This window comes from Micromonospora sp. NPDC048986 (assembly GCF_040649335.1).
GTDB lineage: Bacteria > Actinomycetota > Actinomycetes > Mycobacteriales > Micromonosporaceae > Micromonospora > Micromonospora alfalfae.
In genome coordinates, this window is sequence record NZ_JBEZFJ010000008.1 from 65,678 (window position 1) to 79,556 (window position 13,879).

A 13,879-nucleotide genomic window follows, 5' to 3' on the forward strand; every position below is an offset into this window, starting at 1 on the left:
CCGCCAACGCTGGGCGTCGGTGGGGGGCCGTCCTACGAGCAGTGGGTCAGCGGAGCCAGGGGATGTTGCGGTCGAGCAGACCGCGCTCCTTGAGCTCCTTGCGGAGCGGGATCTCGTCGTCGACGTACCCGTCCCAGTTGATGCCCCAGTAGTTGGCGGTGTGGGTGCCCTCACCGATCAGCTGGCGCTGCACGGGGGTGCGGTTGCGGTACCACTCGCCGTTCACGTCGGGGTGCAGCTCGTCCAGCGGACGGATCCACCGGTAGGTGTAGCCGACGAAGAGCATCTTGCGGGTGATGGTCGACAGGTTCGTCGACCGCGAGTGCCACTGCCGGCGGTCGAAGATGAAGGCGTCGCCCGGGTTGGCGGTGATCTCCACCGTGCCCTCCGGGTCGGGGTTCTGCACAGTGAGGTCCGCCGGCCGGGGCAGCGAGTTCTTCAGGTGGCTGCCCGGGATGACCTTGGTGGCGCCACGGCCGGTCTCGGAGAGGTCCGACAGCACGTACGCGACCTTCAGCGAGAACATCGGCCGAGGCAGGTTCGGGTCCATCGTCTCCGGGTCGGAGTTCTGCCGGTACCCGTCCTGGTGCCAACCCCAGTACGGCTTCTCCGGCTCGGCGGCCGGCGGGGTGACGTCCAGGTGGTTGTGGTGGGTGTAGATGTTCCAGCCGGCCAGCCCCCACATGTACGGGAAGGCGATCGGGTGGGTCAGCAGCTCTCCGAAGAGCTCGTCGCGCTCCAGGAAGCCCAGCAGGTGCAGGGTGCCGTCCTTCTTGGTGGTGCCCTTGGCCTGCTCCTCCGCGTAGACGCGGTCGACCGCCGCCTCCAGCGCCGCCCGGTGGTCCTCCGTCAGGACGTTGCGCAGCAGGAGGAAGCCCTGCTCGTGGAACTCCTTGCGGTCAATGTCGCTGATCGGTTCGTAACCGGTCCGGTCGCCGTAATCGAACACCGCGTCGTACCCCTCCCCATGAGGTGAAACCTTTTCTGGCACAGGCCGCCGATCGTAACGCGGTCGTCCAGGCATCGGGGAGGGTGTGGTGCGGGATTGGGCCACGGCGGGACCCCACGCAGTGAGATAAACGCACAGAGTGAGATCTGCGTGATCAATAGTGCTATTCGGTGCGCATTGCCCGATTGTGCGGTGACTGCCGGTTAAGAGATCCGGGTCGGTCAGCCCTCGTTGAACACCTCGGCGACCACCTGGCCGGCGGGGTTCTGTCGACCGTCCACCCGGCCCCACGAGCCGTCGCGGGCGGTCCACTCCAGGTCGCCGAAGCGGACCCGCTTAACGCCGTGGTCCTGGGCGTGCGAGACCAGCCAGTGCGCGTACCGCCAGCCGTCGCGCTGGTCGCCCGGAGTCACCGCCAACCCGGTCGGGTCGGTCGGATCGGTGCCCTTCAACCCCCAGTCCAGCACCAGGTTGCGGGTCAGTTGCGCGGCCGCCGCCGCGCCGTGCATCGCCGGGGTGCGCCCCACCGAGCAGGAGACCGCGCCGCTGGCGTCGCCGAGCAGGGCCCGGCTGAGCACCTCGGAGTCGTCGGCCCACTTCTGGTACGCCTCGGGGAACGCCGAGCGCTGCACCCGCTGGGCGGCGTCGGTGACCCGCATCTTCTCCCAGCCGCGCACCTTCTTGAGGGCCGCGTAGAACCGGTTGGCCGCGTAACGCGGGTCGCGGATCTGCGCCGGAGTGCCCCAACCCTGGCTTGGTCGCTGCTGGAACAGGCCGACCGAGTCGCGGTCGCCGTCGGCGAGGTTGCGCAGCCCGGACTCCTGGTACGCGGTGGCGAGCGCGACCACGACGGCCCGCTCCGGCATTCCGCGCTTCGCGCCGATCGCCGCGATGGTCGCCGCGTTGGCCATCTGGTCGGCGTCCAGCGCGACACGTCCGTCGGCCTGCACTGTGCACTTCCGTGCCACCAGCGGCAACCTGAGGTTGTCGCCCACCTGCCGTACGACGAGCCAGATCGCGATCACGGCGACGAGGATGAGCACCACTCCACCCGCCACGGTTGCCCGAGTTCGCACCCACACCCCCAGATCGACAGTTCGCCAAGCGTACGTCCCCGCAGGCCCTCTCCGGGTCGTCCGAGCGGTTCGGGCCCAGCCTGGCCGACTCCGACCAGTTCGGGGCGGCTCCGCTGTGGCGTGCCGGTTGGCGACGTTCCCGCTCCGGTCGCGATCTCACCTGCTGCGCCGTGCTGTCGCCGGCCGGGGCTGTCGTGAGCGTCACCGGGTAACCGACAACGGGAAGCGATTGATCGGTCAAGGACTTAACCGAGTTGACACATCAATCCGACCTACCACCCCAAGCCGGGCGCGTTGGTCAGCAAATGAGGAGGAGTTCCATGGGAACGCTCGATGGCAAGGTCGTCCTGATCACCGGCACCGGCGGTGGTCTGGGCCGCGTCGCGGCGCTGACCTTCGCCCGCGAGGGCGCGAAGGTCGTCGGGGCCGACCTCCAGGTCGCCGGCAACGACGAGACGGTCGAACTCGTCCGCCGCGCCGGCGGCGAGATGACCGGCGTCGCGCCGGTCGACCTCACCGACCCCGAGCAGGTACGCAAGCTCGTCGACGACGCCGCTGCCGCCTACGGCGGGCTCGACATCGTCTACAACAACGCAGCCGCTCTCCGCTTCGGCCCGATACCCGACTTCTCCGTGCAGGACTGGCGCTACACCATCACCGGCGAACTCGACATTCCGTACTTCGTGTCGAAGTTCGCCTGGCCGCACCTCATCCGCCGCGGTGGCGGTGTCATCATCAGCGCCGCCTCCATGGCCGGGTCGATCGGCGGCCACGTCCCGCCGATGGTCGGTCACACCGCCGCGAACGCCGGCATCATCGGCATGACGCGACAGCTCGCGCTCGAAGGCGCGCCCCACGGCATTCGTGCGGTGGCGGTCAGTCCCGGGCCCACCCTCACCCCGGCCAGCGAACGCGACCTCGGTGACAACCAGGAGGCCCGGGACGCCATCACCGCCAAGACGCTCCTCAAGCGCTTCGCGCGCCCCGAGGAGGTCGTCGAGCTGGTGGTCTTCCTCGCGTCCGACCGGGCGTCGTACATCACCGGGGCGAACTACCCGGTCGACGGCGGCGCGACCGCCTGGTGACCCGACAGTGGGGTGCCGCCGCTCCCGGTGGCGCCCCGGCCGTCAGCCGTCGAGAGCGGGCACCCAGCGCGCCGGTCGACGTTCGCGGAACGCCATGACTCCCTCACGTCCCTCGTCGGAGAGGAAGTAGCCGGTCGAGACGGCGGAGAGGCGAGCCAGGTCGGCGCGCAACTCGGCGGTACCCGGTCGGCGCAGCAACTCCTTCGCGCCGGCCAGCGCCCCTGGCGCGCCGCGCACCAGCGAGTCGCAGTAGGCCCGTACCGCGTCGTCCAACCCGTCCGCCGGGACCGAGGCCGTCACCAGGCCGATCTCGGCGGCCCGGCGGCCGTCGAAGGTGTCGCCGGTCAGGTACAGCGCGGCGGCGGCGCGGGGGTGCAGTCGGGGCAGCACGGTCGCCGAGATGACCGCCGGGATCACCCCGATGCGCACCTCGGTGAACGCGAAGGTCGCCTCGTCGGTGCAGACCGCCAGGTCGGCGGCGGCGATCAGGCCCAGCCCACCGGCCCGCGCCGGCCCGCCGACCCGGGCCAGCACCGGCTTCGGGCACTCCCAGAGCGCCGCGAGCACGTCACCCAGCATGCCGGCCGGCACCGTCCCGCTGGCGTACGCCGCCGCGGTCTCCTTCAGGTCCGCGCCCGAGCAGAAGACCGGGCCGGTGTGGTCGAGCACGATCACTCGAACCGCCTCGTCGGCGACCGCGTCCGCCAGCCCGGCCAGCAGTTGAGTCATCAGGCCGGTGGAGAGCGCGTTGCGGTTGTGCGGGCTGTCCAGGGTGAGGGTGGTCACCCCACGGGCCGTGGCGACCCGCACGAGGACGTCGGGAGAGGTCATGCCGGGCACACTAGTGGCCATGCCCGGCGTCCTTCCAGATGGTGAGACCGTCCCCGTCGACGGATCGTTGCCCGCCACCGCCACCACTGCGGTCGGCGCGCGCGGCTTCGGCGTGTACGTGCACGTGCCGTTCTGCGCCAGCCGCTGCGGATACTGCGACTTCAACACCTACACCGCCGCCGAACTGGGTGGCGGTGCCAGCCGTGAGGGGTACGCCGACACGGTGCTGGCCGAGCTGACGCTCGCCGCCCGGGTGCTCGGCGACAACCCGCCGCCCCGGGTCGACACCGTCTTCGTCGGCGGCGGCACGCCCACCCTGCTCCCCGCCGACGACCTGGCCCGCATCCTCGACGGCATCGACCGCACCTGGGGGCTGGCCGCCGACGCCGAGGTGACCACCGAGGCCAACCCCGAGTCGGTCACCCCGGAATCGTTGAAGCTGCTGCGGGCGGCCGGCTACACCCGGATCTCGCTGGGCATGCAGTCCGCCTCCCCGGGGGTGCTGGCGATCCTGGACCGCAAACACAGCGCCGGCCGGGCCACCGCCGCCGCTCTGGAGGCGCGCGACGCCGGGTTCGAGCACGTCAACCTGGACCTGATCTACGGCACCCCGGGGGAGCGGGCCGAGGACTTCGCCGCCTCGCTGGAGCAGGTCGTCGCCGCCGGGGTGGACCACGTCAGCGCGTACGCCCTGATCGTCGAGGACGGCACCCGGCTCGCCGCCCGGATGCGGCGCGGCGAGCTGGCGTACCCCAGTGACGACGTGGCAGCGGACCGCTACCTGGCCGCGGAGGCCGCCCTCGACGCGGCCGGGCTCTCCTGGTACGAGGTCTCCAACTGGGCCCGCACCGAACAGGCCCGCTGCCGGCATAACCTGCTCTACTGGACCGGCGCGGACTGGTGGGGGCTGGGGCCGGGGGCGCACAGCCACGTCGGCGGGGTGCGCTGGTGGAACGTCAAGCACCCCTCGGCGTACGCGAAGCGGTTGGCCGCCGGCGAGTCTCCCGGCCTGGCCCGGGAGGTGCTCACCGTCGACGAGGCGCACATGGAGGACGTGATGCTGCGGCTGCGGCTGGCCAGCGGCCTCCCGCTGGCGGTGCTCGACGCCACCGGCCGGGCCGGCGCCGAGCGGGCCCTGGCCGGTGGCCTGCTGGCCGCCGACGAGTACGCCGCCGGCCGGGCGGTGCTCACACTGCGCGGGCGGCTGCTCGCCGACGCTGTCGTCCGCGACCTGCTGCCCTGAGTGGCGACCGCTCGGCCGGACCGGAACAGCGGTGAACCGGGCCGGCCGGGGGAGCGGCCGGACCGGTTCACTTGATGAAGTTGGCAGTCATCGGGTAGCGGTACGGGGTGCCCTCGTTGGCCTTCATGCCGGCGATGATCCCGAACAGGATCTGGATCACCACGACGGCGATGCTGGGCAGGAAGAGCAGGCACCAGCTCACGAAGAGCAGCACGAACGCGATGATCGACCAGAGGATCTGGAAGTTCAGGGCGGCGAGGGCGTGCGCCCGGACGGTCGGCGACTGCTGACCCCGGGCCAGGTAGGCGATGAGCGGGGCGACGAAGCCCAGCGGACCGAAGCTGACCAGTGCGCCGAGGGCGCCGCCGAAGTGAGCGACCAGCGCCCAGGTCTTGTCCTCGTTGTTGGCGTAGCCGCCGCCGGGGCCGCCGTAGGCCCCACCGGCCGGATAGCCGCCGGGTGGTGGGTAGCCCCCGGGTGGGGGGTAGCCGCCTGCCGGAGGGTAGCCGCCTGACGGCGGTTGGTCACCGGTGGGCGGCGGATAGCCACCGGCCGGGGGATAGCCGGCCGGGCCGGGTGCCCCGGACAGTGGTGCGGTGGGTGGCTCGGCCGACGGAGACGGGCCTGGGGAGGTGGGCTCCGGCGGGAAGTTGCCGGGGTCGCCCGACCCGGGAGGGCGAGGAGGTTCAGTCATGGATGTCACGGTAGGTGCCCGTGGCAACGCCGCACCAGAGCGACATCGCCCGGCAGTGCGGGCCGATCGGCTCAACGCCGGTGGCGTGGGCCGCACCGACGGGTGGCCGTTGATCATCGCGTCGGCGGGCCCGCCGACGTAGACTGGCACTCGTTACAGTCGAGTGCCAGGACGGCCCGGCCGGCCCAGAGCGTCGGCGGCCGACGTGCGACAGGAGGTGCGGAGGATGGGTCTCGACGACCGCAAACTCGCAGTGCTCCGCGCCATCGTCGAAGACTACGTCTCCACCCAGGAGCCGGTCGGCAGCAAGGCGCTGGTCGAGCGGCACCAGCTCGGGGTCTCCCCGGCCACGGTCCGCAACGACATGGCCGTGCTGGAGGAGGAGGGCTACATCCGGCAGCCGCACACCAGTGCCGGCCGGGTGCCCACCGACCGCGGCTACCGCCTCTTCGTCGACAGGCTCTCCCGGGTCAAGCCGCTCAGCCCGGCCGAGCGCCGGGCCATCGAGCGGTTCCTGGTCGGCGCTGTCGACCTCGACGACGTGGTGCACCGCACGGTGCGGCTGCTCGCCCAACTGACCCGGCAGGTCGCCGTCGTTCAGTACCCGAGCCTGGCCCGCTCCTCGGTGCGTCACCTGGAGCTGGTGCCGATCTCCACCACCCGGCTGATGCTCGTCATGATCGCCGACACCGGGCGGGTGGAACAGCGACTCGTGGAACTGCCCGGGCCGGTGCCCGCCGACGACGTCACCGACCTGCGTCGACTGATCAACGAGAAGCTCGCCAACGCCCGGCTGTCCGAGACGCCGCCGCTGGTGCAGGCGCTTGTCGAGGAAGCGCCGACCGGGCTGCGTCCGACCATGACCACGCTCGCCACCGTCCTGCTGGAGACGCTCGTCGAACGGCACGAGGAACGGATCGCGCTCGCCGGCACCGCGAACCTCACCCGCGGCGGCCTGCTCGACTTCCAGGGCTCCCTGCGGCCGATCCTCGAAGCTCTGGAGGAGGAGGTCGTGCTACTCAAGCTCATCGGTGAGACCGAGCCGAGCACGACCCGGGTGCTGATCGGCGACGAGAACGAGTTCGACAACCTGCGCGCCGCCTCGGTGGTCAGCACCGGGTACGGCCCGGGCACCACCATCGTGGGTGGCCTGGGGGTGCTGGGGCCCACCCGGATGGACTACCCCGGCAACATCGCCACGGTGCGCGCCGTGGCACGCTACGTGGGCGAGTTGCTGGCCCAGAACTGATTGGTCAGGGCCGATGCGGCCGGCTGCGGCCGCCGACCGGCGCAACGCGAGACGAACATGAGGACACGGAACGCAGTGGCCAGGGACTACTACGGCATTCTCGGTGTGAGCCGGGAAGCCTCCGATGACGAGATCAAGCGCGCCTACCGCAAGCTGGCACGCCAGTTCCACCCGGACGTCAATCCGGACCCGGAGGCTCAGGAGAAGTTCAAGGACATCAACGCCGCGTACGAGGTGCTCTCGGACGACCGGAAGCGGCAGATCGTCGACCTGGGTGGCGACCCACTCGCCCCGGGTGGCGGCGGCGCTGGCGGCCCGGGTGGCCCCGGAGGCGCCGGCCCGTTCGTCGGTTTCCAGGACATCATGGACGCGTTCTTCGGCGGTGCCGGAGGTGGCGCCCGTGGCCCACGGCCGCGTACCCGCCCGGGGGCCGACGCGATCCTGCGGCTCGAACTCGACCTGCACGAGACGGCCTTCGGTGTGGAGGCCCCGATCACCGTCGACACCGCTGTGCTCTGCACCACCTGCTCCGGTGCCGGCACGGCCGCCGGCACGCACCTGGCGACCTGCGAGGCGTGTGCCGGCCGGGGCGAGGTGCAGTCGGTGCAGCGCACCTTCCTCGGCCAGGTGGTCTCCGCCCGGCCGTGCACCGTGTGCCAGGGCTACGGCACCACCATCCCGCACCCCTGCCCCACCTGCGCCGGCGACGGCCGGGTGCGGACCCGCCGTTCGCTGACCGTCAAGATCCCGGCCGGCGTCGAGGACGGCATGCGGATCCGGCTGGCCCAGCAGGGCGAGGTGGGCCCCGGCGGCGGCACCGCCGGCGACCTCTACGTGGAGATCCACGAGCGGCCGCACGATGTGTACTCCCGCAAGGGCGACGACCTGCACTGCCGGGTCACAGTGCCGATGACGGCGGCGGCGTTGGGCACCCGGCTGACCATCAAGACGCTGGACAGCGAGGAGACCGTCGACGTCAAGGCCGGCACCCAGCCGGCCAGCACGCTGCGACTGCGCGCCCGGGGCGTGCCGCACCTGCGCGGCACCGGCCGAGGCGACCTCTACGTCCACCTGGACGTGCGGACGCCGACCAAGCTCGACCCGGACCAGGAGAAGATGCTGCGCGACTTCGCCAAGACCCGTGGCGAGGAGGTCGCTGAGCTGTCCAAGCAGGGCGGCTTCTTCTCCCGGATGCGCGACGCGTTCAACGGGCACGCCTGAGGTGTCCGCACCGCTGTTCCTGGTGGAGGCGCTGCCCACCGGCGACGCGTTCACCCTGGACGGCCCGGAGGGGCACCACGCCGCGACAGTGCAGCGGCTGCGCGTCGGCGAGGAGCTGCTGCTCGCCGACGGCCGGGGTGGCACGGCCGCCGCCGTGGTCACTGCCGTCGGCCGGGGCAGCCTGGAGGTCACCATCACCTCCCGGGGGTACGCGGACGCGCCGGTACCCCGGCTGGTGACAGTGCAGGGCATCGCCAAGGGCGACCGGGGTGAGCTGGCCGTGCAGGCGATGACCGAGGTCGGGGTGGACGAGATCGTGCCCTGGGCGGCGTCGCGCTCGGTGACGCAGTGGCGCGGCGACCGGGGCGTACGCGCCCGGGAGAAGTGGGTGGCCACCGCCCGGGAGGCGGCCAAGCAGGCCCGCCGGCCGTGGCTGCCGGTGGTGGCCGGCGCGCCGGACGAGTCCACCGCCACTGTGGCCCGTCGGATCGCCGGTGCCGCCGCCGGGTTCGTCCTGCACGAGGAGGCCGAAGAACGGCTCACCACCGCAGAGCTGCCCACCACCGGCGAGATCGTGCTGGTGATCGGCCCGGAGGGCGGCATCGCCCCGGCCGAGTTGACCGCCTTCGCGGAGGCCGGCGGGCGACCCGTACGCCTCGGGCCGGCAGTGCTGCGCACCTCCACCGCCGGCGTGGCGGCCCTCAGCGTGCTCGCCGCCCGCCTCGGCCGCTGGTGACAGTGCGCTCCGGTTGGTTCAGGGCCGGGGAAACACCGGCACCACCTCTTCCTCCGGCCCGAGGTCCAGCCCGGCCGGCCCGATGATCTGCGGGTCCGGCGTGCCGACCACAGCGAGGTCCTTGCCCTCGTAGTCGAAGCGGTGCAGCACGTGCCGCATCGCCTCCAGCCGGGCCCGCTTCTTGTCGTTGCTCTTCACCACAGTCCACGGCGCGTCGGCCGTGTCGGTCCAGAAGAACATCGCCTCCTTGGCCTCGGTGTACTCGTCCCACCGGTCGAGTGAGGCGATGTCCATCGGAGACAGCTTCCACTGCCGGACCGGGTCGACCTGGCGGATCGCGAACCGGGTGCGCTGCTCGTTCTGGGAGACGGAGAACCAGAACTTGACCAGCCGGATGCCCGAGCGCACCAGCATCCGTTCCAGCTCCGGGGCCTGCCGCAGGAACTCCAGGTACTCCTTGCGGCTACAGAACCCCATCACCCGCTCCACCCCGGCCCGGTTGTACCAGGAACGGTCGAACAGCACGATCTCACCGGCCGCCGGCAGGTGCGCCAGCCACCGCTGGAAGTACCACTGGGCGGCTTCCCGCTCGTCCGGCTTGGCGAGCGCCACCACCGACGCGCCACGCGGGTTGAGGTGCTCCATGAAGCGTTTGATGGTGCCGCCCTTGCCGGCCGCGTCCCGACCCTCGAAGAGAATCACCAGACGTTCGCCGGACTCCTTTATCCAGTCCTGGAGTTTCAGCAGCTCGATCTGGAGCAGCCGCTTGTCGCGGTCGTACTCGTCGCGGTCCAGCCGCTCGTCGTACGGGTAGTCCTCGCGCCAGGTCTCGACGGGGGTGCCGTCGGGGCGGAGCAGGACAGGGTCGTCGTCGTGGCCATCGGCCACCCGGTAGTCGGCGGTGAGGTCCAGCAGCGCGGAGTCGGCCATGTCGGTGGGACTTACCCTCCCGCGCGCCGCCAACCACCCCCCGGCCGGGTGATCCGCCGGCGGCGTCGACCTCAGCTGCGCAGGTAGGAGGCGCCGTTGACGTCGACGATCGTGCCGGAGGCCCACTCGGCCTGCGGCGACGCCAGCCAGTACACGGCGGCGGCGATCTCCTCCGGTCTGCCCACCCGGTCGAACGGGCTCTGCGCCCGGATCGCCGCGCCCTCCGCGCCGCGCAGGTACTCGGTGACCATGTCGGTCGCCACGAAGCCCGGCGCGACGGTGGCGACAGTGATGCCGTACGGCGCGAGCGCCACGGCGAGGGACTGGCCCAGCGCGTTCAGCCCCGCCTTGCTGGCGCCGTACGCCGGCTGGTGCGGCTCGCCGCGGAACGCGCCACGGGACGAGACGTTGACGATCCGCCCGCCGCGTTCGCGCATGTGCTGGGCGGCGCACCAGGTGACGTTGCCGGCGCCGGTCAGGTTGGTCTCCAGCACCTGCCGCCAGCGCTGCTGCCACTGCTCGTACGAGGCGCCGAAGATGGGGTGCGGGTCGTCGCGGTCGCCGTACGTCCCGGCGTTGTTGACCAGCACGTCCAGTCCACCGAGCAGCTCGGCGGCCCGGTCGACCATGACCCGGACCGCGTCCGGATCAGTGAGGTCGGCGCGGACCACCACGTGCCCGGTGCCCGGCAGTTGCCCGCGCAGTTCCTCGGCCGCGTCGGCGGAGTCGCGGTGGTGGATGGCCACCCGGTCGCCACCGGCTGCGAACGCCTCCGCCACCGCGCGGCCGATCCCGCGCGAGGCACCGGTCACGAGTACCGCCCGATCCGTCATGCCGGCCATCCTGCCTCAGCCGGGCCGCCCCCTGCGAACGGGCTGCGCCGCGGCGCCCCCGGCCGGGTTAGTCCTTACACTGCCCCGATGGGATCCGACTGCCTGTTCTGCCGCATCGTCGCCGGGGAGATCCCGGCCACAGTGGTCCGGGAGACCGACACCACGCTCGCCTTCCGCGACATCGACCCGAAGGCGCCGGTGCACGTCCTGGTCATTCCGAAGGAGCACTACGTCGACGTCGCCACGCTCGCCCAGGGTGACCCGGCGCTGGCCGCCGACGTGCTGGCGACGTCCGCCGCGGTGGCCGAGGACGAGGGGCTGCTCGGCGACGGGTTCCGGCTGATGTTCAACACCGGCGCGTACGGCGGGCAGGAGGTGTTCCACGTGCACGCGCACCTGCTCGGTGGTGCGCCGCTCGGCCCGATGCTCGCCCGGGACCTGGCGTGACCCCAGGTGCGGCGCCTGGCTCTCCGGCGGTCGAGCACCTGGACCGGCTGGTCCGGCGGGTGCAGGCCGAAGCCCGGGTTCCGGCGGTGTCCGCGGCGCTGCACCGGGCCGACCGGCCGCTCTGGAGCTGCACCGTCGGCGAGACCGGCACCGACAGCCCTCTGGGCGCGGGCACCCAGTTCCGGATCGGCTCGATCACCAAGACGTTCACCGCGGCGCTGGTGCTGCAGTGCCGCGACGACGGGCTGCTGGACCTGGACGACCCGGTGGGCCGGCACCTGGACCTCCCGGCGCACGGCGACCTGACCGTACGTCGGTTGCTGTCGCACACCGGTGGCCTGCAACGCGAGCCGTTCGGCGATGTGTGGGACAGCCTGCGCGCACCGGACGACTACCAACTGGTCGCCGAGTTGGACCGGGCCGAGCGGGTGCTGCCGACCGGCCGGCGGTTCCACTACTCCAACCTGGGCGTGGCCGTACTCGGCCAACTCGTGGCCCGGCTCCGGGGCGGCAGCTGGGCGCAGGCGCTCACCGAGCGGATCCTGACGCCGCTGGGGCTGACCGACACCACTGTGACCCCACTGCCGACGGCGGCCACCGGGTTCCTGGTCGACGCGTACTCCGACGAGGCGCACCCGGAACCGCCTACCGACTTCGGCGCGGTCGGCCCGGCCGCCCAGCTCTGGAGCACCGCTACCGACATGGCCCGCTGGGCGGCGTTCCTGGCCGACCCGGCGGCGCTGGACCCGGCCGGCGCGGTCCTCACCCCGGCCACCCTGGACGAGATGCGCTGGCCGCTGACCACCACCGACGAGACGCTCTGGGGCGCGGGCTTCGGGCTCGGGCTGATCCTGGTCCCGCAGGGGGAGCGGGTGATGCACGTGGGGCACGACGGGGCGATGCCCGGGTTCCTCGCCGGGGCGTACGGCCGCCGCGGCGGCGACGGCACGCCGGGGGCGCTGGGCGCCGCGGTGCTCGGCTCGTCCGGCACGGCCACCGAACTGTTCGACCTGTCGCACCGGCTGCTCGCCGCTGCTGTCGAGCACGACCCGGCCGAGATCGAACCCTGGCGACCCGGCTCACCCGCGCCGGCGGCCCTGCGGGGTGCGCTCGGCCGCTGGTGGGGCGAGGGCTCCGAGTACGTCTTCTCGTGGCACGACGGCACCCTGCGGGCACGTGGGGTCGGTGACCCGACCGGACGTCCGCCGGCGATCTTCACCCCGCTGCCGGACCAGCCTGACGTGTTCCGGGTGGTCTCCGGTCGGGAGGTCGGTGAGCTGCTGCGGCTGACCCGGGACGAGGCCGGCGCGGTGGTCCGGATGCACTGGGCGACGTACCGGTTCACCCGCCACCAGGAGACCTTCGACCGGTACGACTTCCGGGCCGGGAGTTGATCGCGGCCAGCGGAAATGGGCGCGATGCGGCCCGCGTTTAACCGATACGATGGGTGTAACGTCCGCACGCCAGGCCCAGCAGGCCGGCGCCGAGATCGAGAGCAGGTGGCGCAGGGCCCTTCGGCCCAACCTATGACCGGCACCCCACCTCCCGGCCCGCCCCGGGTGCAGACCAGGATCACCGTGCCCGACCCGAAGATCATGGTCAATCTGCTCGGCGCAGGCGACGAGATCCTCAGACTCGTCGAACGCTCGGTCACCAGTGACGTGCACGTCCGCGGCAACGAGATCACCATCACCGGTGACCCTGCGGACAACGCCCTCGCCGAGCGGGTCTTCAGCGAGCTCCTCGAACTCATCGAGAAAGGCGAGACCCTGACCACTGACGCCGTCCGGCGTACCGTCGGCATGCTCGAGCAGGGCAGCGCCGAGCGGCCCGCCGAGGTCCTGACACTCAACATCCTCTCCCGGCGCGGGCGCACCATCCGCCCCAAGACGCTCGGGCAGAAGAAGTACGTCGACGCTATCGACACGCACACCATCGTCTTCGGCATCGGCCCGGCCGGCACCGGAAAGACCTACCTGGCGATGGCGAAGGCCGTCCAGGCGTTGCAGGCCAAGCAGGTCAACCGGATCATCCTCACCCGGCCGGCGGTCGAGGCGGGCGAGCGGCTGGGCTTCCTGCCCGGGACGCTCAACGAGAAGATCGATCCGTACCTGCGCCCGCTCTACGACGCGCTGCACGAGATGCTCGACCCGGAGACGATCCCGAAGCTGATGGCCCAGGGGACGATCGAGGTCGCCCCGCTGGCCTACATGCGGGGCCGTACGCTCTCTGATGCGTTCATCATCCTGGACGAGGCGCAGAACACGACGCCCGAGCAGATGAAGATGTTCCTCACCCGACTCGGCTTCAACTCCAAGATCGTCGTGACCGGTGACATCACCCAGGTGGACCTTCCCGGTGGGACGAGCAGCGGCCTGCGGGTGGTTCGGGAGATCCTGGAAAACGTCGACGACGTGCACTTCTCCCAGTTGTCCAGCTCCGACGTGGTCCGCCACCAGCTGGTCGGGGAGATCGTCGACGCGTACGCCCGCTGGGACGCCGAGCGGGAGAACCAGCAGGCGCAGGGCGTTCACGCCGTTCCTGGGCGACCCGCCCAGGGCGGCCGGGCCGGCCGCCGCCGCTAA

The 13,879-nt window shown here is 71.8% G+C and carries 15 protein-coding genes; 9 read left to right on the forward strand and 6 right to left on the reverse strand.

Translation table 11 applies throughout. The features are described 5' to 3' along the window. Window positions 1–46 precede the first annotated feature (46 nt). The gene (locus AB0B94_RS17705) at window positions 47–949 is read right to left on the reverse strand and encodes a phytanoyl-CoA dioxygenase family protein (protein WP_112604298.1); all 903 of its coding nucleotides are present in this window, start codon (window positions 947–949) and stop codon (window positions 47–49) included. 221 nt (window positions 950–1,170) lie between these two features. Next, window positions 1,171–2,031 (reverse strand): hypothetical protein, encoded by an 861-nt coding sequence (locus AB0B94_RS17710; RefSeq protein ID WP_238670394.1) that lies wholly within the window; start codon window positions 2,029–2,031, stop codon window positions 1,171–1,173. Between the two features lie 314 nt (window positions 2,032–2,345). On the opposite strand from AB0B94_RS17710, the gene AB0B94_RS17715 reads away from it, so the two are divergent. After that, on the forward strand, window positions 2,346–3,110 hold the full coding sequence (locus AB0B94_RS17715) for an SDR family NAD(P)-dependent oxidoreductase (protein ID WP_357280474.1): 765 nt from the start codon (window positions 2,346–2,348) through the stop codon (window positions 3,108–3,110). Between the two features lie 42 nt (window positions 3,111–3,152). Here AB0B94_RS17715 and AB0B94_RS17720 read toward each other — a convergent pair whose 3' ends face one another. Beyond that, on the reverse strand, window positions 3,153–3,941 hold the full coding sequence (locus AB0B94_RS17720) for an enoyl-CoA hydratase-related protein (protein WP_238670392.1): 789 nt from the start codon (window positions 3,939–3,941) through the stop codon (window positions 3,153–3,155). Window positions 3,942–3,960: 19 nt separating this feature from the next. Here AB0B94_RS17720 and hemW point away from each other — a divergent pair, with 19 nt between their 5' ends. Next, complete coding sequence (gene hemW, locus AB0B94_RS17725; RefSeq protein ID WP_357281391.1) at window positions 3,961–5,184, forward strand: radical SAM family heme chaperone HemW; 1,224 nt, start codon at window positions 3,961–3,963, stop codon at window positions 5,182–5,184. A gap of 67 nt (window positions 5,185–5,251) precedes the next feature. Here hemW and AB0B94_RS17730 read toward each other — a convergent pair whose 3' ends face one another. Next, window positions 5,252–5,878 (reverse strand): DUF4870 domain-containing protein, encoded by a 627-nt coding sequence (locus tag AB0B94_RS17730; protein ID WP_357280478.1) that lies wholly within the window; start codon window positions 5,876–5,878, stop codon window positions 5,252–5,254. Between AB0B94_RS17730 and AB0B94_RS17735 the strand changes: the two genes are divergently transcribed. The 4 genes from AB0B94_RS17735 (at window position 5,877) to AB0B94_RS17750 (ending at window position 9,084) form a co-directional block, all read left to right on the forward strand. After that, window positions 5,877–6,020 (forward strand): hypothetical protein, encoded by a 144-nt coding sequence (locus AB0B94_RS17735; protein ID WP_357280482.1) that lies wholly within the window; start codon window positions 5,877–5,879, stop codon window positions 6,018–6,020. The two genes, AB0B94_RS17730 and AB0B94_RS17735, sit on opposite strands and share 2 nt — an antisense overlap. A gap of 84 nt (window positions 6,021–6,104) precedes the next feature. Beyond that, complete coding sequence (gene hrcA, locus AB0B94_RS17740) at window positions 6,105–7,127, forward strand: heat-inducible transcriptional repressor HrcA (protein ID WP_091409786.1); 1,023 nt, start codon at window positions 6,105–6,107, stop codon at window positions 7,125–7,127. Window positions 7,128–7,202: 75 nt separating this feature from the next. Beyond that, entirely contained in the window at window positions 7,203–8,348 is a 1,146-nt protein-coding gene (gene dnaJ / locus AB0B94_RS17745) for a molecular chaperone DnaJ (protein WP_208758636.1), read from the forward strand. A gap of 1 nt (window position 8,349) precedes the next feature. After that, window positions 8,350–9,084: a 16S rRNA (uracil(1498)-N(3))-methyltransferase gene (locus tag AB0B94_RS17750; RefSeq protein WP_357280486.1), complete on the forward strand. Its 735-nt coding sequence runs from the start codon at window positions 8,350–8,352 to the stop codon at window positions 9,082–9,084. 18 nt (window positions 9,085–9,102) lie between these two features. On the opposite strand, the gene ppk2 is transcribed toward AB0B94_RS17750, so the two are convergent. Both ppk2 and AB0B94_RS17760 read right to left on the reverse strand, forming a co-directional pair. Beyond that, a complete protein-coding gene (gene ppk2 / locus AB0B94_RS17755; RefSeq protein WP_357280489.1) occupies window positions 9,103–10,014 on the reverse strand; it encodes a polyphosphate kinase 2 in 912 nt (303 codons plus the stop codon). Window positions 10,015–10,085: 71 nt separating this feature from the next. Further along, complete coding sequence (locus tag AB0B94_RS17760; protein WP_357280494.1) at window positions 10,086–10,847, reverse strand: SDR family oxidoreductase; 762 nt, start codon at window positions 10,845–10,847, stop codon at window positions 10,086–10,088. An 87-nt stretch (window positions 10,848–10,934) separates the two neighbouring features. Here AB0B94_RS17760 and AB0B94_RS17765 point away from each other — a divergent pair, with 87 nt between their 5' ends. The 3 genes from AB0B94_RS17765 to AB0B94_RS17775 all read left to right on the forward strand — a co-directional run bounded on the left by AB0B94_RS17765 (window position 10,935) and on the right by AB0B94_RS17775 (window position 13,879). Continuing rightward, the gene (locus tag AB0B94_RS17765; RefSeq protein WP_357280498.1) at window positions 10,935–11,294 is read left to right on the forward strand and encodes a histidine triad nucleotide-binding protein; all 360 of its coding nucleotides are present in this window, start codon (window positions 10,935–10,937) and stop codon (window positions 11,292–11,294) included. After that, complete coding sequence (locus tag AB0B94_RS17770; protein ID WP_357280501.1) at window positions 11,291–12,688, forward strand: serine hydrolase domain-containing protein; 1,398 nt, start codon at window positions 11,291–11,293, stop codon at window positions 12,686–12,688. Before AB0B94_RS17765 ends, AB0B94_RS17770 begins: the two co-directional genes overlap by 4 nt. A gap of 132 nt (window positions 12,689–12,820) precedes the next feature. Continuing rightward, the gene (locus AB0B94_RS17775; protein WP_210786087.1) at window positions 12,821–13,879 is read left to right on the forward strand and encodes a PhoH family protein; all 1,059 of its coding nucleotides are present in this window, start codon (window positions 12,821–12,823) and stop codon (window positions 13,877–13,879) included.

Bases quoted from the DNA above. Each gene is read 5' to 3' on its own strand.
- ppk2 (WP_357280489.1), bottom strand. From the start codon at position 10,014: ATGGCCGACTCCGCGCTGCTGGACCTCACCGCCGACTACCGGGTGGCC.
- AB0B94_RS17735 (WP_357280482.1), top strand. From the start codon at position 5,877: ATGGATGTCACGGTAGGTGCCCGTGGCAACGCCGCACCAGAGCGACAT.
- AB0B94_RS17765 (WP_357280498.1), top strand. From the start codon at position 10,935: ATGGGATCCGACTGCCTGTTCTGCCGCATCGTCGCCGGGGAGATCCCG.
- AB0B94_RS17715 (WP_357280474.1), top strand. From the start codon at position 2,346: ATGGGAACGCTCGATGGCAAGGTCGTCCTGATCACCGGCACCGGCGGT.
- AB0B94_RS17720 (WP_238670392.1), bottom strand. From the start codon at position 3,941: ATGACCTCTCCCGACGTCCTCGTGCGGGTCGCCACGGCCCGTGGGGTG.
- hrcA (WP_091409786.1), top strand. From the start codon at position 6,105: ATGGGTCTCGACGACCGCAAACTCGCAGTGCTCCGCGCCATCGTCGAA.
- AB0B94_RS17775 (WP_210786087.1), top strand. From the start codon at position 12,821: ATGACCGGCACCCCACCTCCCGGCCCGCCCCGGGTGCAGACCAGGATC.
- AB0B94_RS17730 (WP_357280478.1), bottom strand. From the start codon at position 5,878: ATGACTGAACCTCCTCGCCCTCCCGGGTCGGGCGACCCCGGCAACTTC.
- AB0B94_RS17760 (WP_357280494.1), bottom strand. From the start codon at position 10,847: ATGACGGATCGGGCGGTACTCGTGACCGGTGCCTCGCGCGGGATCGGC.
- hemW (WP_357281391.1), top strand. From the start codon at position 3,961: ATGCCCGGCGTCCTTCCAGATGGTGAGACCGTCCCCGTCGACGGATCG.